This window comes from Cohnella candidum (assembly GCF_003713065.1).
Classification (GTDB): domain Bacteria; phylum Bacillota; class Bacilli; order Paenibacillales; family Paenibacillaceae; genus Cohnella; species Cohnella candidum.
On record NZ_CP033433.1, the window covers coordinates 1462098 to 1483763 of the forward strand.

The window sequence follows — 21666 nt, forward strand, 5'->3', positions numbered from 1 at the left end:
CGGTATAGATAGAGGAGGAACCGATCATGGCAGCGACGGAGAAGGATCTGAAACAAATCGCCCCGAACGGTGAAATGGAAGGCTGGCGGGGGTTCCGTCAGGGACGCTGGCAGCGGCACATCGACGTGAACGATTTCCTGGCGCTGAACCTGACGCCGTACGAAGGCGACGAGCGTTTCCTGGCCGAGCCGACGGAAGCGACGAAACGGCTTTGGGCCCGCGTGCTCGAATTGATGAAACAGGAACGGGAAAACGGCGGGGTGCTGGATGTGGATACGGAAACCGTGTCCACGATCACATCGCATGGACCAGGGTATATCGCGCTTGAGCTGGAGCAAATCGTAGGCTTGCAGACGGACGCGCCGCTGAAGCGTTCCGTGCAGCCGTTCGGCGGCATCCGGATGGTCATCGACTCCTGCGAAGCTTACGGCTACAAGCTGCCGGAGGAAATCGTCCGCACGTTCACGGATATCCGCAAGACGCACAACCAGGGCGTTTTCGACGCCTACACTTCGGAAATGAAGCTGGCGCGCAAAGCCGGCATCGTGACCGGCTTGCCGGACGCCTACGGCAGAGGCCGCATCATCGGCGACTATCGCCGGGTGGCGCTGTACGGCGTCGACCGGCTGATCGAAGCCAAGAAAGCCGATCTGGAGCAGATGGAACAGGACGCCATGACGGAAGAGCTGATCCGCGGTCGCGAGGAACTGTCGGAGCAGATCCGCAGCTTGGGAGAGCTCAAGCAGATGGCGGCATCCTACGGGTTTGACGTCTCCGGGCCGGCACGCACGGCCAAAGAAGCGGTGCAGTGGCTGTACTTCGCCTATCTCGCGGCCATCAAGGAACAGAACGGCGCGGCGATGAGCCTCGGACGCGTCTCCAGCTTCCTCGATATTTACATCGAACGCGACATCCAAGAAGGCAAGCTGAACGAGACGCAGGCGCAGGAGCTGGTCGACCACCTGGTCATGAAGCTCCGGCTCGTGAAGTTCCTTCGTACGCCGGATTACAATGAATTGTTCAGCGGCGACCCGACGTGGGTCACCGAATCGATCGGCGGGATGGGCAACGACGGCAAAACGCGGGTGACGCGGAATTCCTTCCGGTTCCTCCACACGCTGTATAACCTGGGGCCGGCTCCTGAGCCGAACCTGACCGTGCTGTGGTCGAAGCAGCTGCCGCTGGGCTTCAAGGATTATTGCGCGAAGGTGTCCATCGACACCAGCTCGATCCAGTACGAGAACGACGACCTGATGCGCCCGATCTACGGAGACGACTACGGCATCGCCTGCTGCGTATCCGCCATGCGGATCGGCAAGCAGATGCAGTTCTTCGGGGCAAGGGCCAACTTGGCTAAAGCCTTGCTCTATGCCATTAACGGCGGCGTGGACGAGAAACTGGGCATCCAGGTCGGACCCGCGTGCGCCCCGATCGAATCGGACGTCTTGGACTATGACGAAGTAATGAAGCGTTACGACGACATGCTCGAGTGGCTGGCGAAGCTGTACATGAACACCTTGAATGTCATTCACTACATGCATGACAAGTACAGCTACGAACGGCTCGAGATGGCTCTTCACGATACCGAAATTCTGAGAACGATGGCGTGCGGCATTGCCGGACTTTCGGTCGTCGCCGACTCGCTCAGCGCGATCCGATACGCCACGGTCCGTCCGATCCGAAACGATAAAGGGCTTGCCGTCGACTTCGAAATCGAAGGCGAGTACCCGCAATACGGCAACAATGACGACCGGGTCGACCAGCTCGCGGTGAAATTGACGGAGGCTTTCATGGATAAACTCCGGAAGCACCGCACCTACCGCGGAGCGGTACCGACGCAGTCGGTGCTGACGATTACGTCCAACGTCGTGTATGGCAAGAAAACCGGCAGCACGCCGGACGGACGCAAAGCAGGCGAACCGTTCGCGCCGGGCGCGAACCCGATGCACGGCAGGGACCGCAAAGGTGCCTTGGCCTCGCTCAACTCGGTTGCCAAATTGCCTTATCAAAGCAGTCTGGACGGCATCTCGAACACGTTCTCGTTGATCCCGAAGGCGCTGGGCCGGGAAGCCGACGTCCGGGTTCGCAATCTGGTCTCGCTGCTGGACGGTTACGCTGTCAAGGGCGGCCACCACTTGAACGTCAACGTGTTCAACCGCGAGCAGCTGCTTGACGCGATGGAGCACCCCGAGGAATATCCGCAGCTGACGATCCGCGTCTCCGGCTATGCGGTCAACTTCATCAAACTGACGCGCGAGCAGCAGCTGGACGTCATCAGCCGTACGTTCCACGGCACCATTTAATCTTAGGTTCACGAGTGAGAGAGAGGAGGAGGACACGATGAATCATGCGGGGAGAATCCACTCTCTCGAAACGTTCGGGACCGTCGACGGTCCCGGAATCCGATTCGTGTTGTTTGTGCAGGGCTGCGCACTGCGATGCCAATATTGCCACAATCCCGATTCCTGGGATCCCGCCGCGGGACGGCTGGTTAGCGTAGAAGACGTGCTGGCGGAAATCGAGCCTTACGTCGAGTATTACAAAAGTTCAGGCGGCGGGATCACGGTGACGGGCGGAGAGCCGACGCTGCAGGCGCCTTTCGTGGCGCAGCTGTTCAAAGCCTGCAAGGAAAGATGGGGGCTGCACACCGCGCTCGATTCGTCCGGCTTTTGTGAAACGTCTCATGCGAGGGAGCTTCTGGACGTCACCGATCTTGTGTTGCTGGATTTGAAAATGATGAACGAGGCAGGCCACCGCGAACTGACGGGACAGCCGAACGAGAGAATACTTCAGTTTGCGCGTTATCTGTCGGAGAGAGGTACGAAAATGTGGATCCGCCGCGTGCTCGTACCCGGCTGGACGGACGGAGCGGAGGAACTGCTGGCGTTAGGAACGTTCCTGGGCGAACTGAACGGCGTCGAGAAAGTGGAGATTCTGCCCTATCACCGGATGGGCGTCTACAAATGGAAGCAGCTTGGCATTCCTTATATGCTGGAAGGCATCCAGGAACCGTCGAAGCAAGACGTGGAACGCGCGCGGCAATGGATCGAGAAAGGCCGACTGGCTTCGGGCATTAACTTGGCGGCCGCGGGTCATTCCGCGCCTTAATACTTCAATTTGCCGGCATGGGAAACGTGAACCGTGACCTGAACTTGCCGGAGCGAACCGGGATGAAGACGAAAGCCGCCCTGACGGCGGATTCGTTGCCAGTCCCGGTTTTTACTTCGATATAACGTATTTTCCAGCCCAAAGAGGTCCGATTGGATCCGCAGTCCTTCCGCGAAGGTTTGCCGGATCTGGACTTCGATCTTCTCGGCCGCTTCACGATTCAATTCGGACTCGGGCATTTTTCGGGTAACTTCTCCGACATCCCCCTTGAGCGTGACTTTTACGTAAAAAACGGCATTCCCGTTTTCGATAGCCGGAACGATTCGTATTTCCGGTTTGCCGAGGGAAATCGAGACCTGCGACTTTCCTCCGGCTTCCACGGTCAGCGGAGTCCGGTTCGTTTTGGGTTCCATCCATCGAAGCCCCGGAATTTCGTCCTCACTTAACCACCCTCGGAATCGGTGCTGCTGAAACACGTAGACGCCGTCGATCATGGGAACGGGATGCGGCTTATGTTCGCGCTTCCAGTACCGGTCCGTGATGGCCAAAGACGGTAACAGCGTCGTCGAACCCGGCTCACTCGTGCTGATCGCGAACTCCCGCATCATGATTGGAGCCACGAGGGATTCCTGTTTGTAGGATTCGACCGGTTGATGAAGGATGGAAAGGACCGGCGAGAGATTAAAGAAAGGCGTAACGGTAAAGAGCCGATCCAGAGGCTCCTTCGTTCCGAACAGCCATGGCGTATACCGCAATTCGTAGTAGCGGCGCAATAAGTCCATGGTGTCCAAGAGTCCATGTTCGATCACGTTCTTGCTCAATACGATCGCGTTCACCTGACCGTAAAAAATCCGCATTTGCGAAGACCGGTATAAGTCGTTAAACGCTTCTATCGGAGTTGCCCCTTGTCCTATACCGACCCAGACCGGCACCGGCTGCGACGATTTTCCCGACTCCATTTTCGCGACGGTCGTAAAGTCCAACATCTGTACGTAAATGCGATAACGTCCTCCGACGTAATCGAAGCCGAGCGCGGTCAAATAGTTGAAATCCTGGACGTCCTTCAGGTCCCAACAGCCTGTCAACAACAGAGGCAGCAACAGCCAGGCTGCCGCCGTTTTCCAACGCCTCGTCATTGCGCATTTCCTCCGTTTCGGGTTTTATCGGTCGGGTGCAGGAAACCGGGGCGGGCACCGGACTTGAACCAAGGCTTTCGGATCAGCGCGCCGGCGACGTCTTTCCATGTTAACGGAGATAGAGGCGAGAGGTAGGGAATCCCGAACGATTTCAGGTTGGACAAATACAGGACGATCGCGATGACGGCCAAAATGAACCCATACATGCCGAGGACGGATGCGCAAGCCATGGTGAAAAGCCGGATTACGCTCACCGTCCCCACAAGCGATTGATTGACCAGCGTATAACTGGCGACGGCCGTGATGGCCGCCACGACGATCAAAGTCGTGGAAGCCAAGCCGGCCCGGATGGCCGCATCGCCCACGACGATTCCCCCGACGACGGCAACGGTCTGACCGACGGCTTTGGGCAAGCGTTCGCCCGCTTCCCGGAAAAGCTCGAACATACCTACCATCAGGAAAGACTCCAACGGTCCCGGCAAGGGCAGTCCGATCCTGGACAACACGATGGTGGCAAGCAGCGGAAAAGGAAGCTGCTCCATGTTGAATGACCCCAAGGCGATCCAGAAACCCGGCAGCAGCAAAGCGATCAGCAATCCGAGCAGCCTGAGCAGCATGCCGAGCGCCACGAAAAAATAAGGGAAGTATAGATCCTCGGGCGACTTCAACAGCAACGTCAGGTTGGCCGGACCGATGATCGCCGTCGGAGCCCCGTCCGCGAGAATGGCGAATCTTCCGTGGACAAGGCAGTCCGCAACGTAATCGGGACGGCCCGAGTAATCGAGCAGGGGAAACAACGACGGCGAATAATCGGACAATATCTTCTCCAATTGGCTCGTCCCGAAGACGGCGTCCATATCGATGTGGCGCAATCTCGTTCGGGCTTCGTCCACCAGCCGAGGATCGATGATGTCCTCCATATAAAGCAATGCCGCCCGGCTTTGGCTTCTTCTGCCCAGCGTGAAAGATTCATGACAGAGCGAAGCGGTGCGCAGACGTCTCCTCACCAACGCCACGTTGGTCGTCACGTCTTCTACGAACCCGTCGCGGGGTCCTTTGATGGAAATTTCGGCATTCGATTCCTCCGGTGACCGAACCGGCGGATTGGCGATATTCAGCGAGAACACGCGATTATCGTTTTCGAAGTATATGACAAGCTGGCCCGAGAACACTTTCAACACGATGTCCTGCGGCCGTTCGATCCGATCCAGCTCCAAGGTTTTATTGAATTCGCAATCGAATGGCGAGAGGCTCAGCATGCTTTCCAGCCGGGGCAGCACGTATTGGTTCATCGATCGGGTATCCGCCAAACCTTCCGCGTACATCAAATACACGCGTTGTTCACCGGTTTCGTTCCCGAAAGCGTATTTTTCCATTTTAAAATCCGCGCTGTTGCGGAACAAATCCCGGATGGAGTCGGCCGTCCATTCGATGGCTTCAGTTGATTCAGTTCTCATAAGACTCTTTCTCCAAAGGTTTCCGAATCCATGCGAGCACGAACAATACCGCGAGAACGGCCGTCGCGCCCCACAGGGAGCAAGGCAAATAGACATGCTTCAAAAAAGCGAGGTATCTCATGTCGCTGATGGGCAGTTCGACAAGTATGACGGTCAAGGCGCACAGAGCGGCAAGCCATAGCAGATTCCCCTTTTTGCTCGCTTGGCGGAAAGTCAGTAAATCGAGGAGCAGATAAACCGTGAAAGAAATGCGGACGAATGCGCCCGACAGCCACTGGTAGATCGAGAGGAAATCCACGTGGCGAATGTATTTGCCGATCCGGACGAGCCTCCACTCTTCATAAGCGGGATAACGCAGCATGGCGGCTTCGGCAGGACCGAATTCGGCGATCGCTCCCGTGACGGGGCCGAAGATGAGCAGGATGAGAAACAAGGCGAGAACGCATATGGACCAGAGCCGTACCTTCTTTTTCAACCGGTGTTGGATCAGCAGGAGCACGATGAGCTCGGATAAGCCTCCGCCAATGTAGAGTCCCCCTCTCAGTACCGGGTCCCATCCTCTTACCAGTATGGGGCTTAAGAGGGAATACTGCTTGACGGGCAGGTTCGCGCTCATGACGAAATCGCCGAACACGATCACGAAAGGAAGCAGAATGCCTGAGGTGACGGCAATGGCCCGAAGGCCGTAATGAACCGCCATGCCGCATAAGAACATCAAGGACAAGGAAAGCGCGATTCGAGGGGTTCGCGGAAGGTAGGAGCTTTGCGTCCATAGGACGGTGTCTTTCAGCGTTAGAGAGCACATGACGAACAGGTAGAGAATGAAGACGATGCGCAAAGTCCAGCCTGCCGCACGGCCGTATCTAGCCCGAAGCCAGGCAACGATCGGCTGTTGGTTCGTGATTCTCATGATGCCGAAAAGGATGGCAGTCCATGCGAGATAAGGAACGATCACGGACAACACGCTGATCCATGCGTCTCTCCCGGCCTCTTTCAGAAGCGGGGGGAGGACCATGACATGGTTCATCAGCCCAATGGCCAAAATGATGACGGAAAAAACGGGAATGAGTCCGATCGCGTCCTGTTTGCTCTGCATGGGAAACCTCCAGCCTTAACCGATACGAATCTTATGTGGAAAGATTGTCCTATCGGCTGGGAAAACATACCTTATGCGCATGTTTGTGATGAACTTCACATTCTTTATCCGCTGTTTCGTTCATACTGTCATCAAGCAAAGAATTGCGGCCAAGAATGAAAGGATGTCGCGTATATGAAAACGAACCCAAGCAGAAAAACGCTCGTGCTCAACTGCGGAAGCAGTTCGGTGAAATACAAGGTGTTCGAAATGCCTTCCGAACGGATCCTCGCGGAGGGAAACCTAAAACGGGGTGCGGAGCAGTCGTTCGAGGACATGCTCGAAGAGATCTTCCGGATCGCGGGACCGGACGTGGACATGACGGCGCACCGCGTCGTGCACGGAGCGGACTTGTTTCCGGCGTCGGTATTGGTGACGGAAGAGGTCATGCGCCGGATGGAATCCGTCTCGTATCTCGCTCCGCTGCACAATCCGATTAATTTGGAAGGCATCCGGCTCGCCCAACGCCATTATCCGTCAATACCGCACGCGGCGGTGTTCGATACGAGCTTCCATCAGACGATGCCCCCGACATCTTACTTGTACTCGATTCCTTACGAATATTACGAGCGTCATAAAATCCGGAAATACGGATTTCATGGCACGAGTCACCGCTACGTGATGGGCAGGGCTTCCGAGCTTATGGGGATGCCCGCCGACAAGCTTCGGCTGATCAGCTGCCACATCGGCAACGGAGTGAGCGTGACCGCCATACGCAACGGGGAATCGTACGATACTTCGATGGGCTTGACGCCGCTGGCCGGCGTGACGATGGGAACGCGGAGCGGCAATATCGATCCGGCGGTTATCCCCTATTTGGAGAGGTTGGAAGGCATCGAAACCGATGAAGTGCTGCGCGTACTGAATCACCAGAGCGGATTGCTCGGCATATCGGGCATCAGCAACGACATCCGGGATTTGCTGAAGATTGCTAAGGAAGGACATGAGCGTTCGCAGCTGGCTTTGGACCTGTTCGTCTCCAAGCTGCATCAATATATCGGGTTGTATTTCGCCAGGCTGAATGGAGCGGACGGGATCATTTTCACCGCAGGCGTCGGGGAGAACAGTCCGGAAATCCGGGAGAAAATTTGCCAGGGACTCGAATTCGCCGGCGTGTATCTCGACAGGGAGGCGAATGCCGCAGGCAGCGGAGAACGGATGATTTCCAGCGCGTATTCGCCGTGCAAGGTGATGGTCATTCCGACGAACGAGGAAATCGTCATGGCGAGAGACGCGGTCGAACTGGTCGAGAATCAACCGGCTTGGGGCACCGGGCGAATCGCCATCACGGTCTGAAGGAAACGGATGCGTAAGCCGCATAATTCTGGAAGCCGACGGTGACAATAACCGAAACCGCGACACGGAGGCTTTCCATGGAGAAGAAGCGCTTTTACGTATCGGTCCAGGCCCGTTCGATTCTGGAAGGGCAGGGCGATGCCGCTTACGAGTTCGAAATCGATGCGAGTGAAGAGGATATCGACAGGCTGAAAGCGATGTTCGATGAAATCGAAGCATTCGAGCAGGACGGTTGGTATCGGTCCCATGTTCCGTTCGTTCCCTACCATAACGACCAAGCCAATGACGGTTACGATTACTACTTGAAGGAAGTCTACATGCTGCTTTATGAGACCGGTACCGAAGAGACGAAACGGCATCTTTCGACGATGATGGACGGTTTTGCCACGATGGGGCAGCCTGAAGCGTAAATGGGATCGTAAATCGCATACGGAGAAAACGAAGACCGACTGGAAATCAGTCGGTCTATTTGTTGTGTTGTTACGAAATAAAAAATCAATCTAAAATACAAATTTAGAAATTTGTTTCATTGTTTCGCATCCGGGTGAATAAGGGTTAGGGAGGGCTTCTACATAAGTCGGCTGTGCCGCACTCATTTCAAACAAAGGAAGTGACGATTCGTGAAGAAAGGTTCAAGAGCATCATCCAAATGGCTGCACTTATTTATGGGTATAGCCTTGTTTGCAGGTTCATCGCTTTTGTCTCCCGGTTTCGCTTTACCTTTCGCTTCTGCGGAGCCGGTCCGCACGGAGGTCGTGGAAACTTTCGAGACGCCTGGAAATGTAACCGCTTCCTCGGTCAGGGCCAACTCGGTTTCCCTGGAGCAGGTCGCCAGGCCGGAACCCATTCCGTACGGCTATCATGCCGCCAAGCTCAAATACGATTTCACGGGCACCGTCGGCACTTCGGCTGCTTACCTGAATTTTAAAGATCCGTCAGGTACGGCAGGCCATAAGCTTCAAGGTACCCCCAAACGATTGGGCGTCTGGGTGTACGGCGATGCGGGCAACCACTGGCTCCGCGGTCAGGTGGAGGATGCCGCGGGTACGAAAACGGCAATCGACTTCACTTCCTCCACCGGGCTGAACTGGTCGGGTTGGAAATACGTGACGGCTGCCCTTCCGGCCAATATCGCCGGGCCGGTGAAGCTGAACCAGATCTACGTGACGGAAACGAAGGACAATAACAAAAACAAAGGCGCCCTCTATATCGACCAAGTCAGCGCGTTCTATGGCGACACGGACGTTTATGCGCTGGATATTGCCGGACTTCCGCCGATTCAAGCCGGCATGTCCGCGCAAGCGCAGGTGTTCGCGACGTATCAGGGAAGCGCGGAACCCGTTGCCGTGACGGCGGCATCCGGCGTCGTCTTCCGCAGCAGCGACGAACAAGTCGCGAAGGTGGATGCCGCCGGAACGGTGCAGGCCATCGCGCCGGGAACAGCCGTGATTACGGCAACTTTCGGCAACGCGCCGACCGCCTCATATCCGCTTGTCGTGACCGAAGCGGTTTCCGTACCGGACCGGCTGGAGTTGCAGGTCAAGAGCAAGCTTGAGCAAGGCTCGACGGACCGCGTTAAAGCGTTTGCGGCCTTCACGGGCTTTGCGGATCCGGTGGCGTTGTTCGATGGGGTTGTTTATCAGAGCAGCAACCCGGGCGTCGCGACCGTCGACGCGGCAGGAACGATCGTGACCGGCCAGGTTGGCGTGACGACGATATCGGCCGCCTTCCGCGGTGTCACGGCTTCCTACACGCTCGAGGTAACGAAGCCGGTACCGGTGCTGCAGAAGATCGAGTTGCCGGGCTTGAAATCGATGACCATCGGGGACGTACAGCAAGTGCGGGTGCTCGGTACCTATACATGGCTCCCGGAACCGTTTGCGATTACCTCGGGAGTCTCGTTCACCAGCAGCGTGCCGTCGGTCGCCTCCGTCGGCGCGGATGGAACGATCACGGCGCTCAAGGTCGGGACGACGCGCATCACCGCCGTCTATCAAGGAAAAACCGCCGACTACTACCTCGCGGTCAACCAAGCGGCGGCCGTTCCGAAACGCGAGCTCCGCGCCGCCTGGATCGCGAGCGTGGACAACGTCGACTGGCCGCGCAAAGGCGTGGTCGACGCGGAACAGCAGAAACGCGATTTCGTCGCGCTGCTCGACACCCTGCAGCAGGCCGGGATGAACGCCGTCATCGTCCAGATCAAGCCGACGGCCGACGCGTTTTATCCCTCGCAGTATGGACCGTGGTCCGAATGGCTGACAGGCGTGCAAGGTAAAGACCCCGGTTATGATCCTTTGGCGTTCATGCTTGAAGAAGCGCACAAGCGGAACCTGGAGTTCCACGCCTGGTTCAATCCGTACCGGATCAGTCTTCAGGACGATATGAACAAGCTCGTGCCGGATCACCCGGCGCGTCAACATCCGGATTGGGTCGTCAGTTACGGAGGCAAGCTTTACTTCAACCCCGGCATCCCCGAAGCCCAACGGTTCATCGCCGACGGGATTCTGGAAGTCGTCCGGAACTACGACATCGACGCGGTCCATTTTGACGACTATTTCTATCCGTACCCGGTATCCGGCGTCGATTTCCCGGACGATGACGCTTACCGATTGTATGGGGCGGGATTCGCGAACAAGGCGGATTGGCGCCGCAACAACGTGAATACGTTCGTCCGTACGGTCAGCGAAGAGATTAAGCAATTGAAGCCCTACGTCAAATTCGGAATCAGCCCGTTCGGCATTTGGAAAAACAAATCCCAAGACCCCGCCGGCTCGGATACCAACGGTCTCAGCAGCTACGACGCCATCTATGCCGATACGAAGAAATGGGTGGAGGAAGGCTGGCTCGACTACATCGCTCCGCAGATTTATTGGTACATGGGTTACTCGCCGGCGGCGTACGACAAATTGGTGGAATGGTGGAGCGGCGTCGTCAAGAACACGAACGTTCAACTGTACAGCGGCAAAGCGGCTTACCGGATCGGCTCCGCCGAGTCGTGGCTGAACCCGGACGAAATGCCGAACCAATTGGCGTACGACCGGAATTTCGACGCGGTGAAGGGAAGCATTTTCTTCAGCGCGAACTCGCTGGAAGCGAACCTGCTCGGATTCACGGATCGTCTGCGCGCCCAGATCTACCGCTATCCCGCCCTGGTGCCGGCTTCGCCTAACTTGGATTCCGAAGCGCCGGCGGCTCCCGTTTTGACCAAAGGACTGAGGAAAGCAGCGGGAGTCGAACTGAAATGGCAGGATGGAGCATCCCGCGACACGGCCTATTACGCGGTGTACCGGTTCGGCGAAGGCGAACAAACGAACATCGGAGACGCGACGAAGCTGCTCGGTACGGTTCGCAAATCCGCGGATGCCGAGCAATCGTACACGGACCGGACAGCCGAAGAAGGTAAAAGGTACACCTATGTCGTCACCGCGCTCGATCGGCTTCATAACGAAAGCCAGCCCAGCAATGGCGTCGAAGTCGTCAACACGCTTGACGTATCGCCGCCGGTAATTACGTTCATCGGTGCGCGGGAGTACACGGTCGCCGAGACGGTGTACGTTACCTGCACGGCAACCGATGAAGGTTCCGGGCTTGCTTCGGATCCTTGCCGAGAACCGCTGGTGAACGAACCGGCCTCTCAGTTGCCGTTGGGCGACCATGAGGTTAGCGTCACCGAGGTCGACGAAACCGGCAACGTGACGACGGCCAAGGCGGTATACACCGTCGTCGTGACAACGGAAAGCTTGTCGGTTTTGACGAAGCGGTATATAGAAGCCTCGGGCAATCCGGGAACGGCGAATTCGCTGCTGGCGAAATTGGATAAAGGGAATTATGAAGCTTATATCCATGAAGTTGAGGCACTGAAAGGGAAGAAGCTCTCTGATGAGCAAGCGGATGCGCTCATTCGGTTCGCCGAATATTTAATTTCGCATACGGAGGCATAAACGAAGAAGAAGCCGCAAAGCTGCGGCTTCTTCTTTCTTATTTGATGAATTTGCAGACCGCCTGGATAAAGCCGCCGAAAACATCGTGACTGTATAGGAACCCGTGTTTCAAGTAAAAGTCCAGTGCCTCGCGGTTGCCGTTGGAAACGTAGATGAACACGCATTCGACGTCAGGGAAGCTTGCCATCCATTCCATAGACATGCGAAACAGCTTGGATCCGAGTCCCAGGTGACGGTAACCGTCGCGGATATACAAGTTGCTTAGGCATCCGACCCGTTCGGGGAGGTGTTCCCAATCCGGATAAAAGCCGAGAACGCCCGGCTGGTCCCGGTTCGGAGCCCATTCCGGAATGGTGAGCTTGCCGCGTTCGATGACGTCGATCGTCGAAAACGCGTACCCGATCGGGACCCCATCCGCTTTGGCGACGATCACCTGTTTCTCCTTGGCCAACTCGTAACTGCGCTTCATCCGGGTATCGAAATTCATCGCATCGAATTTTTCGGGAGCCATCGTCGCTTTCGATTTTTGAAAGGCCATCAGTTCATTGCATAAATCCCGGCAGATCTCGATGTTTCCGTCTTGCAAGATTTCGATCGTGATCCCGCTCTTGTCCATTCCAGCACCTCGTCTCACCGTCTATTGTGCGGACGACGCGAATAAAAATCAATAGGCGATAAATCTTACGTTAACGTAAGATGGGATCTTGTGGTAGGATAAGATTCAGCGGCATCCAAGGGACCGGAGAGGAGGTTGACGTTTTGTCGGAAACGCCCCAATATGCCATGGAAGAGATCACGGAGCGGCTCGGCATCACGGCGAGGACGCTCCATTATTATGAGGAAATCGGCCTGCTGCCCGGCGTGACGCGAACGGAAGGCGGCCACCGGGTTTACGACGAAGAAATGCTCGTTCGAATCGAGCATATTTTGAAGCTGAAACAGGTTCTCGGCGCGTCCTTGCAAGAGATTCGGGCCATTCTGCAAGCCGAGGAGGAGCTGGAGTCGATCAAAGCCTCCTATTACGGAGACACCCGAACGGAGGAAGAACGCGACCGGCTGCTGGACGAGGCGACGGACCGGCTTCATACGATTCTGGCCCACATCGACGAGAAAATGGAGAAGTTGCAATCGATGCGCCAGCGCATCGTCGAAAGATTGGACCGGGCAAACCGGTTAAAGAAACGCTCAAAGTGAAAAGGACGGAGTGAACGGCAACACATGGACCAATCGAGAAAATGGTGGATATTATCCGTGACGAGCCTGGGCTCGCTATTGTCGGCGCTGAATTTCAGCACGCTGATCATCGCGCTGCCGGATTTGCTTAAAGGCCTGCATGCTTCGCTGCTGCAGGCGATGTGGGTCATGTTGTCCTACATGGTCGCGCAGACCGTCATGGTCCTGATGGCCGGTTCGTTGGCGGACCGGTTCGGCCGCAAACGCCTCTATATCGCCGGGATGCTGTCGTTTACGGTCGTTTCGTTCATTGCCGGGTTCGCGGACAACGCGCCGCTCTTGATCATTTTCCGAATCCTGCAGGGGATCGGGGGAGCCATGATCATGGCGAACAGTACGGCGATCGTCGCCGACGCTTTTCCCAAGGAAGAGCTCGGTCGCGCGCTGGGCGTCAACATCATGGTCGTGGCCGTCGGCCAGATCATCGGGCCTGTTCTTGGCGGATGGCTGACGACGGCTTACGGGTGGGAGTGGACGTTCTGGTTTAACGTTCCCTTCGGCGTCATCGGCGTGTTTTGGAGCCTCAAAGCGATGGGCATGAAGGAAGCGAAGGCGGCAGCTCCGAAATCCGGCGGGCTGGACCGCGGTGGCATTATCGCTTACGTGGTGTCGGTTACCGGTCTGCTGCTCGCCTTGACCTGGGGACCCGTCCAAAGCTGGACATCGCCCGTGGTCTGGATTTCCGGTCTCTTGTTTATCGCGACTTTCCCGCTTTTCCTGCGTTTTGAGAACCGCCATCCGAACGCGATCCTTCATCTGCCTTTATTCAAAAACCGTACCTTTACGTTCGGCATCGTTTCGGCGACGTTAAACGCCATTGCCCGGATGTCGGTCATGTTCATGCTCATTTTCTATTTCCAGGGGGCGCTCGAGAAAGACGCTCTCGTCGCCGGCATCATGACGATTCCGCTCGCCGCGGGTATGCTGGTCGTGTCTCCGCTGGCCGGCAGCCTGGGGGACAAATACGGAGAGACGGCGCCGGCAACCGTCGGCTTATTCCTGAACATCCTCGGCCTGATCGGCCTCGCGCTGGATACGGCGATATCGACGCCATTCTGGCATTTGGCGCTCTACATGACGATCATCAGCATCGGCTCCGGCCTGTTCAACTCGCCGAACTCGAGCAGCATCATGAACGCCGCCGGCGCGAAATACCGCGGGGAGGCTTCCGGCATCCGATCCCTGACGACCAACATGGGGATGATGCTGAGCATCGCCTTCTCGATGCCGATCGTCACGCACAGCATTCCGCATGAGGCGATGCTCGCCATTTTCTCGGGCACGCAGGTGGGCATGAACGGGGACACCTCCTCGCTGGGCGGATTCATCTCCGGTTTGCACGCCGTCTTCTGGTTCATGGCCGCGCTGATGGCGCTCGCGACCGTCATGTCGTATTTGCGGGGCAGCCGCAGCCGGCAATCGGCAGGCTCTTCATTCCAACATCGATCATAAAGCCGTCGCACAACGGGAAAAGCAAGGGAGACTTCAAAGAAAATGGCGGATCGGAATGTACTTTTGAAACTATGGGGAGTATCCTTGCTGTGGGGATGCAATTACGTCGCGAGCGCCTATATGCTTCGCGATTTTTCTCCGATATTGCTGTCCTTCACCCGGTTGGTGGTCATGTCGCTGTTCTTGATCTCGGTGGCGGCGATCAACGGATCGATGAGGCGGCCAACCCGTCGGGAGTGGGGATTGCTGCTGTTCGCCGGAATTTTCGGCACGCTGTGCAATCAGCTGTTCTACTTCACGGGACTGCAGCATTCGACGGCCGGCAACGCCGCTTTGATTAACGCGCTGGCGCCTATCGCTACGGCGCTGCTTTCGCGCGCGTTTCTGAAAGAAACGATCACGCCTATGAAATTGGTCGGTACGGTGGTGGCGCTCCTCGGGGTGGTCAGCATCGTGCTGTACGGAGGAGGCAATTCGCTTGGCGTTTCCGCCGGCGACGTTTATTTGCTTTTGGCGATGCTGGGCATGTCGGTCAGCCTGCTGTTCATCCGGAAGCTGACGGGAGCCATGAGCTCTTATGAAGTCACGATCTATTCGACGGTCATCGGAACGCTGATGATGTCGCCGGCCGTCTCGTTAGAGGCGGTAAGCGGGAATTTCCATTGGAGTCACCATGCCGCGACATGGGTGCTGCTCGTTTGCGTGGCCGTCATCGGCCAAGGGTTGGCCGGATTTTGGTGGAACCAGGGCATCGCGGTTGCCGGGCCGTCTACCAGCGCCATGTTCATGAATATTCCGCCTTTCGTCGCGATCGTCGTCAGCTTCTTCGTCCTCGGAGACCCGATCCGGGCGGCGCAAATCGGCGGAGGACTGCTCATTCTGGCCGGAGTCGCGATCTCGAACGCCAAGGGCCGTGGTCTATCCGGACCAAGAGCGCCGGCACGCGAATTGAACGGATAAGGAAAGGGGGGTGGGTATGCAGCAGGTTCTCGAAAGGCGCGACGTGTTCGACGCGATCGCGGATCCGAACCGCCGGAAGCTGATCCGTCTGTTGGCGGACAAGGACGAAGCGCCCCTGCATGAGCTGACGGCCCAGTTCACCATGGGCCGGACGGCGGTGTCCAAGCATTTGGTGATCTTGAAGGAAGCCGGGCTCGTCACGGATCGCAAGCTCGGCAGGGAAACGAAATACCGCCTGAACCCCGCGCCTCTGAAAGAGGTCCAGGATTGGGTCGCCTTCTACGAGAAGTTCTGGAAGGAACGCTTGTTGCTGCTGGGCAAGCTGTTGGAGGATGACGAGTTATAAGTGGAATTAGTTGATCGATCAACTAAAATGGGTTATATTAGGTTCAAAATACCGGAAGGGACGCGGCCTATGGATAGGGTAACGGAGCAAGAGCTTTCGGTTTGGAGGCTGTTCATTCAGACGCATTCGAAAATCATCGAGAAGATCGAGGGCGATTTGGCGGAGGAGAAAAGAGTGCCGCTGTCGACCTATGACGTTCTGATCGAGCTGTTCGAAGCGCCCGGCCGCAAGCTCCGCTTGGGGGATCTGACCAAGAAGGTCGTGCTGACGAAAAGCGGCTTAACCCGGCTGGTCGACCGCATGGAAAAGGAAGGGCTGCTCAAGAGGGAGAAGAGCGAGGAAGACAAACGCGGCGCTTACGCGGTATTGACCGAAGCCGGCGAAACGGAACTCCGCAGGGCATGGCCGGTTTACGCGAAAGGGATCAAAACCTACTTCGCGAAACCGCTCGAAGAAGCGGACCTTCAAGCTCTGAACAAAGCGTTGGAAGTCCTTCGCCAAACCGTCGAAGATTAAAAACAGGAAGCATGTGGACATCACACAAAAGTCCTCTCAAGCCTTGGCTTGGGAGGACTTTTTCATTGTGCTTAATTCCCGTTTTCCAGGGGCAACCCGGCTTCGAACCAATCCTGTTTGCCTTCCCGGTATTCCTTGACGTTGGAATATCCAAGCTCCATCAATCGTTTAGCGGCAATTTCGGAATTCGGACACGGAAGGCTGGCGCAATAGGTGATGATTTCGGCCGTTTTGTCGGGCAGAAGGACGGGGGCCAACCGGTCCACCTCGTCGTGAGGAAGATTGATCGCTCCGGGAAGGTGCGCATCTTCGAAGTAGTTCTTCGGCAGCGCCTCTACGAGTATGACCCGTTCGCCTTGCTCGAGTTTCGTTTGGATTTCCTTCCGGCTGATGCTTGTAACAACCATCGTTGTTACCTCCTTGTTTGAATTGTAGTTGACTGCGCAATTAACTTGATCAAAGAGTAACACTTTATTGTTGATTGCGCAACTACTTTTTCGTAAATTTCTGTGATGACCGGAAAAACCGATTAACTGCCCAGGAGACACCGTCTGAAACTGTGTGAAAAAGTTAGCTTAATTGGAGGAGTTATGCGGAATTTCCGGCTACCTGCTCCATGAAGTACATTCAACTACCCTAGATGATCGGACTATCCGAATATCGTCACACAGAATTCGCGAATGTCGCGGTTTTTTTCTTACGTGAGGCGCGCTGCTGCGTTATGAGAAGCCGGCTGGGTTAATATATTGTATTGCTCGCAATGTCTTACTTCATCGTAAAATGTCTCACGTGGGACTTTAGGTTTTAAGGACAATTGAACAGCAAGGGAGGTGGTACAGTTCCAACGACGAAAAACGCCGGTAAACTCGCAGTTAAAGCGTGGCGGCAGTACAAAAATGAGGAGGTTATTCGTTAATGTCGAAAAAAGCGGCTCTGATGTGCCTCATCGTCAGCTTGTTCATGGCGTCGTTGTTTACCTTGAAAGTAAGCGCGGCGACCGATTATACGAACGGTGCGGAAACTTCCGGGACGACCGCGACGATCTGGTTCAAGTCGAACGTCAACACGTCTTGGGTAGACGTCCATTATCAGGTGAACTCGGGCGCGCAGCAAAACATCAGAATGACCTATAACGCAAGCTTGGCGCGTTACGAGCAGAAAGTCACTCCGGTTTCCAACGGCCAAGTGATCACGTATTCTTTCACTTACAATAACGGGACTCCGGCCTATGATACGCCGTCTTTCAACTACACGGTCGGAAGCAGTACGGGAGGGGGCGCAACCGGCATCACGTCCGGCGCTACCTACAAACTGATCAATACGAACAGCGGAAAAGCGCTGGACGTTAACGCCGCGGGCACGGCGGACGGAACGAACGTGCAGATCTGGACGGATAACGGAACCGTCGCCCAGCAATGGAAAGTCACCGCGAATGCGGACGGCAGTTACACGCTCACGAATCCGAACAGCGGCAAAGCGCTCGATGTCAGCTCCTCGGGCACTGCGGACGGGACCAACGTACAGATCTGGACGCCGAACGGCTCCGGTGCGCAGAAGTGGCAAATCACCAAAAATGCGGACGGCAGTTACAAATTGATCAACACGAACAGCGGCAAAGCCTTGGATGTAAGCGGATCCGGTACGGCGGACGGCACGAACGTGCAAATTTGGACGGATAACGGATCTGGCGCGCAAAAATGGCAGTTCGTTCAGGTTACGGGCGGCGGAGGTGGAAGTACGGGTTCGATTTATTCCATCTCCGCGTCCTCGATTCCCGCACCGACCGGCAGCGGAGTCATGACCTTCAAGGTCATGAACGGTACGAACGGCGCCTACGCGGACAACCAGATTTATTGGGGCGTAATCGGTAAAAATCCGGCAGCGAACGATCAGTGGAGCTATCTTGATCTTGCCGGGAATCTGCAGCCGATTTCCAACGCCTTGAACGACGCTCCGGGTCACCTGACCAAGAACGGGGTGAATTATGCGAACATCTATCACAAAGTCAGCGATGCCTCATGGGCCAGCCTGCCTAAAATCACGGCGGGGAGATTGTTTTTATGCCTCGGCACGCCTTGCTATATCAAAACGTTCGACACCGGATTCGCCGGGCCCAGTCTGACGAATCCGACGGATCCGAACCGCGACGTGTATTTCGACTTCATCGAATTCACGGTCGACGCTGCCGGCTATCACGGCAATACGACGCGGGTCGACGGCTTCGGATTCCCGATCCAGCATCGTTTGATCAACAAGGCGGGCAATTTCGACCAAACGGTCGGGGAGCTCGAGTCCGAGACGAGGGCCGGCATTTTCACCAAGTACAAAAACGAGGTTCCCTCGCAGTTCACTTCCTTGGCGACCGACCAAGCGCCTTATCGGATCGTCGCTCCGATTAACGGTTCCTTCGCTGCGGGAGGCCCGAACGCCAACTATTTCGCCGGCTACTCGAGCTTCTCGACGCAGGATATCCTGCGCTGCGACGGAAGCGTAACCAACGCGCAAACGTGCGCGGCCATCAACCGCCACGTGTATACGGACAGCAACTGGAACATCGTCGGCAATTATTATAAAGCAGCCCCGGCGAACTACTACGCGAAGTTCTGGCATGACCACAGCATCAACGGCTTGGCCTACGGCTTTGCTTATGATGACGTGAACGGCCAAGCGGCCTATCTGGAGATCGGCGATCCGAAAGGCGCGATCATCCGCGTCGGCTGGTAAGACGAATCATACCGCGAAGAGCCGCCCGAGAGGGCGGCTTTTCTTCATGTCTGGCATGGAAACCCGAGGAATGGGGACGCTACTCAAACGAATCCGATTCGGAATGGCATGGAGGGAAGCACCGATGAAATTTGTGTTGAAGTGGATCGTGAACGGGGCGATCGTCGTTTGTCTGCTGATGTATTACGCGCACGCGCGCTTTTGGGAGGCTGCCATTGCGGCTACGCTCCTTACGATAATCGCTTACTTCATCGGCGACCAGTTCATTCTGCGCAGAATGAACAATGCAGCCGCCACGGCCGCGGATGCGGTACTGGCAATCGTGTATTTGTGGATCGCCTCCTACGTTCGGGACTGGAACCTGGACGCGGGAGAGATACTTTGGATCGCCTTGATTCTCGGCATCGCGGAATGGTTAATGCACCGTTATCTTTTCGGTGTCGATTTCGAGGTTCAGGAAACCACCTAGTCCTCGCACCTTGCGTTTCCGGCCGGGATCGCATAAGATAAACGCAATGATGATGGAAAGGGTGACCTTTAGTCCGATGCGTAACTAATCCTGTTTCGTGGAAATCGTGTATGACATGGCGATTTTTTCCGGACGGGATACGTGCGCGAATTTTCGGGACTGGGCAGCTTTCCTTTCGGCCTTTTATGGCACAGGGAGTTCGCTTGTTTCTGTTCTAACGCGTCTTACGCCTCCTGTCCGGAAACCCCGGATAAGGAGGTTTTTTCATTGATCCTATTGGAAGCAAACGGAATTGAATTGTCGGTGGGAGACCGGAAGCTATTCTCCGCGGAGCGGCTGATCGTCCGGCAAGGAGACCGGATCGGACTCGTCGGAGCGAACGGCGCCGGAAAGACGACGCTGATGCAGGTATTGGCCGGTCGGCTGCAGCCGGATCAAGGAAGCGTGAACGCCGCCGTGCCGTGCGTCTTCGTTCCGCAAATGAAGCAGCACTCATCGCCTCTCAGCGGAGGCGAAGCGACTTGGAAACAGGTGGAGGCCGCTTTGCAGGAGAGCCCCGATATTCTGTTGGCGGACGAACCCACGATACACTTGGACATGGCGCACATCCGGGAGCTGGAGAAAAGACTACGGCAACACGGCGGCGGCATGGTCATCATTTCGCATGACCGCGCGTTTCTGGACGGGATATGCACGCGGATTTGGTCCTTGGATAACGCGAGGGTGTCTGTGTACGAGGGGAATTACGCCGAATACGAGAAAATGAGGGACCTCGAAAAGCGGCAGCATGCTTTACGTTACGAAGCGTACACGGAGAAAAAGCGCCAGCTGGAAGAGGCTATCTCCGCGAAGACGCAGAAAGCCGCTGGCATGCTGAAGCCGCCCAAACGGATGAGCACCTCAGAATCCCGTTTGTACAAGGCCGGCAAAGGCGTATCGCAAAAAGGAGTACACCAAACGATCAAAGCGCTGGAAACGCGCGTGGAGAAGCTGGAAAAGGTGGAGAAACCCCGCGAGCTGCCGACAATCAAGCTGGGGATTCCCGGCGGCCGCGAATTCGTCAGCCCGACGGCCTTGCGGGTGGAGCGCTTGTCCGCTTCGTTCGGCGACCGAACGCTGTGGCGGGATGTCGGCTTCGCCCTCAAGAAAGGGAGCAAGACGGCGTTGATCGGAGCAAACGGTTCCGGCAAAACGACGCTCGTGAAACGGATCCTCGAGAGCGGGGAAGGCGTATTCCCGGCTCCCGGGGCGAAGATCGGCTACTTCAGCCAAAACCTGGACGTACTGAAGCCCGAGCGAAGCGTGCTCGAGAACGTCTCGGAGACCGCCGCCCATCCGGACGCCACGGTCCGGTTGGTTCTGGCGCGCTTGCTGTTCAGGGGAGACGACGTGTATAAGCCGGTCGGCGTCTTAAGCGGAGGAGAGCGGGTGAAGGCGGCTTTCGCCAAAATCTTTCTCGGCGAGATCAACATGCTGCTGATGGATGAACCGACGAGTTTCCTCGACATCCCGTCGATCGAGGCGTTGGAGGAGCTTCTCGCGGCATATGAAGGCACGCTGCTGTTCGTTTCCCACGACAGAAGGTTCGTCGAACGGGTGGCCGGCCAAGTGCTGGACGTGCGGAACGGAACCGTCGCCTTTTTCGAGGGGCCGTTGACCGACTACCTATCCCGTTCGTCGCCTGCCGGACAGGGCAGGCCGGTGCTCGAGGAGGAGCTTTTGGCCCTGGAAATGGCCATGAGCGAAGTACTCGGCAAACTCGGTGCCCCGGGGTTAAAGGCTGCCGAAGCGGAAGAACTGGATGCCCGGTTCCGGATGCTGGTTCAACGAAGGAATGAACTCAAGAAAGCATTGCCGATGTAGAATGGGTATAATACGGGAGTGCAGAATAAT

The 21666-nt window shown here is 56.4% G+C and carries 17 protein-coding genes and 2 pseudogenes; 14 read left to right on the forward strand and 5 right to left on the reverse strand.

Annotation, left to right across the window (positions count from 1 at the left end; translation table 11 throughout):
- Positions 1-26: 26 nt before the first annotated feature.
- Together pflB and pflA are read left to right on the forward strand one after the other, a co-directional pair.
- Positions 27-2303, forward strand: a complete 2277-nt coding sequence (gene pflB / locus EAV92_RS06860; RefSeq protein WP_123040374.1) for a formate C-acetyltransferase — start codon at positions 27-29, stop codon at positions 2301-2303.
- Between the two features lie 37 nt (positions 2304-2340).
- Positions 2341-3108 carry a pyruvate formate-lyase-activating protein gene (gene pflA, locus EAV92_RS06865; RefSeq protein ID WP_123040375.1) on the forward strand — a complete coding sequence of 256 codons (768 nt, stop codon included), beginning with the start codon at positions 2341-2343 and terminating at the stop codon, positions 3106-3108.
- Here pflA and EAV92_RS06870 read toward each other — a convergent pair.
- From EAV92_RS06870 to EAV92_RS06880, 3 genes are read right to left on the reverse strand one after another with little or no spacing between them, the layout of a single operon-like run.
- Entirely contained in the window at positions 3105-4244 is a 1140-nt protein-coding gene (locus EAV92_RS06870) for a Ger(x)C family spore germination protein (protein ID WP_123040376.1), read from the reverse strand. The genes pflA and EAV92_RS06870 overlap by 4 nt on opposite strands.
- Positions 4241-5701 (reverse strand): spore germination protein, encoded by a 1461-nt coding sequence (locus EAV92_RS06875; RefSeq protein WP_123040377.1) that lies wholly within the window; start codon positions 5699-5701, stop codon positions 4241-4243. The genes EAV92_RS06870 and EAV92_RS06875 overlap by 4 nt, the downstream gene beginning before the upstream one ends.
- Positions 5691-6797, reverse strand: a complete 1107-nt coding sequence (locus EAV92_RS06880) for a GerAB/ArcD/ProY family transporter (protein WP_123040378.1) — start codon at positions 6795-6797, stop codon at positions 5691-5693. The genes EAV92_RS06875 and EAV92_RS06880 overlap by 11 nt, the downstream gene beginning before the upstream one ends.
- A gap of 174 nt (positions 6798-6971) precedes the next feature.
- On the opposite strand from EAV92_RS06880, the gene EAV92_RS06885 reads away from it, so the two are divergent.
- The 3 genes from EAV92_RS06885 to EAV92_RS06895 all read left to right on the forward strand — a co-directional run bounded on the left by EAV92_RS06885 (position 6972) and on the right by EAV92_RS06895 (position 12073).
- The gene (locus EAV92_RS06885; protein ID WP_123040379.1) at positions 6972-8132 is read left to right on the forward strand and encodes an acetate/propionate family kinase; all 1161 of its coding nucleotides are present in this window, start codon (positions 6972-6974) and stop codon (positions 8130-8132) included.
- A 77-nt stretch (positions 8133-8209) separates the two neighbouring features.
- Entirely contained in the window at positions 8210-8542 is a 333-nt protein-coding gene (locus EAV92_RS06890; protein WP_123040380.1) for a hypothetical protein, read from the forward strand.
- 345 nt (positions 8543-8887) lie between these two features.
- The gene (locus EAV92_RS06895) at positions 8888-12073 is read left to right on the forward strand and encodes a family 10 glycosylhydrolase (RefSeq protein ID WP_241158462.1); all 3186 of its coding nucleotides are present in this window, start codon (positions 8888-8890) and stop codon (positions 12071-12073) included.
- A 37-nt stretch (positions 12074-12110) separates the two neighbouring features.
- Here EAV92_RS06895 and EAV92_RS06900 read toward each other — a convergent pair whose 3' ends face one another.
- Positions 12111-12689 (reverse strand): GNAT family N-acetyltransferase, encoded by a 579-nt coding sequence (locus tag EAV92_RS06900; RefSeq protein ID WP_123040381.1) that lies wholly within the window; start codon positions 12687-12689, stop codon positions 12111-12113.
- Between the two features lie 143 nt (positions 12690-12832).
- Here EAV92_RS06900 and EAV92_RS06905 point away from each other — a divergent pair, with 143 nt between their 5' ends.
- The 5 genes from EAV92_RS06905 to EAV92_RS06925 all read left to right on the forward strand — a co-directional run bounded on the left by EAV92_RS06905 (position 12833) and on the right by EAV92_RS06925 (position 16580).
- A complete protein-coding gene (locus EAV92_RS06905) occupies positions 12833-13267 on the forward strand; it encodes a MerR family transcriptional regulator (protein WP_241158463.1) in 435 nt (144 codons plus the stop codon).
- Between the two features lie 24 nt (positions 13268-13291).
- Positions 13292-14758 carry an MFS transporter gene (locus EAV92_RS06910; RefSeq protein ID WP_123040382.1) on the forward strand — a complete coding sequence of 489 codons (1467 nt, stop codon included), beginning with the start codon at positions 13292-13294 and terminating at the stop codon, positions 14756-14758.
- Positions 14759-14800: 42 nt separating this feature from the next.
- Positions 14801-15718 (forward strand): DMT family transporter, encoded by a 918-nt coding sequence (locus tag EAV92_RS06915; protein WP_123040383.1) that lies wholly within the window; start codon positions 14801-14803, stop codon positions 15716-15718.
- A 16-nt stretch (positions 15719-15734) separates the two neighbouring features.
- On the forward strand, positions 15735-16064 hold the full coding sequence (locus EAV92_RS06920) for an ArsR/SmtB family transcription factor (RefSeq protein ID WP_123040384.1): 330 nt from the start codon (positions 15735-15737) through the stop codon (positions 16062-16064).
- A 69-nt stretch (positions 16065-16133) separates the two neighbouring features.
- The gene (locus tag EAV92_RS06925) at positions 16134-16580 is read left to right on the forward strand and encodes a MarR family winged helix-turn-helix transcriptional regulator (RefSeq protein ID WP_123040385.1); all 447 of its coding nucleotides are present in this window, start codon (positions 16134-16136) and stop codon (positions 16578-16580) included.
- A gap of 71 nt (positions 16581-16651) precedes the next feature.
- Here EAV92_RS06925 and EAV92_RS06930 read toward each other — a convergent pair whose 3' ends face one another.
- Entirely contained in the window at positions 16652-16987 is a 336-nt protein-coding gene (locus EAV92_RS06930) for a rhodanese-like domain-containing protein (RefSeq protein ID WP_123040386.1), read from the reverse strand.
- A gap of 553 nt (positions 16988-17540) precedes the next feature.
- Between EAV92_RS06930 and EAV92_RS25185 the strand changes: the two are divergent.
- The 4 genes and pseudogenes from EAV92_RS25185 to abc-f all read left to right on the forward strand — a co-directional run.
- Positions 17541-18293, forward strand: a pseudogene (locus EAV92_RS25185) (RICIN domain-containing protein); the annotation flags it as partial.
- Between the two features lie 21 nt (positions 18294-18314).
- Positions 18315-19304, forward strand: a pseudogene (locus EAV92_RS25190) (glycoside hydrolase family 64 protein); the annotation flags it as partial.
- A 124-nt stretch (positions 19305-19428) separates the two neighbouring features.
- Positions 19429-19773 (forward strand): DUF2512 family protein, encoded by a 345-nt coding sequence (locus EAV92_RS06940; protein ID WP_164472655.1) that lies wholly within the window; start codon positions 19429-19431, stop codon positions 19771-19773.
- Positions 19774-20040: 267 nt separating this feature from the next.
- Positions 20041-21636 carry a ribosomal protection-like ABC-F family protein gene (gene abc-f, locus EAV92_RS06945; RefSeq protein ID WP_123040389.1) on the forward strand — a complete coding sequence of 532 codons (1596 nt, stop codon included), beginning with the start codon at positions 20041-20043 and terminating at the stop codon, positions 21634-21636.
- Positions 21637-21666: the final 30 nt, after the last annotated feature.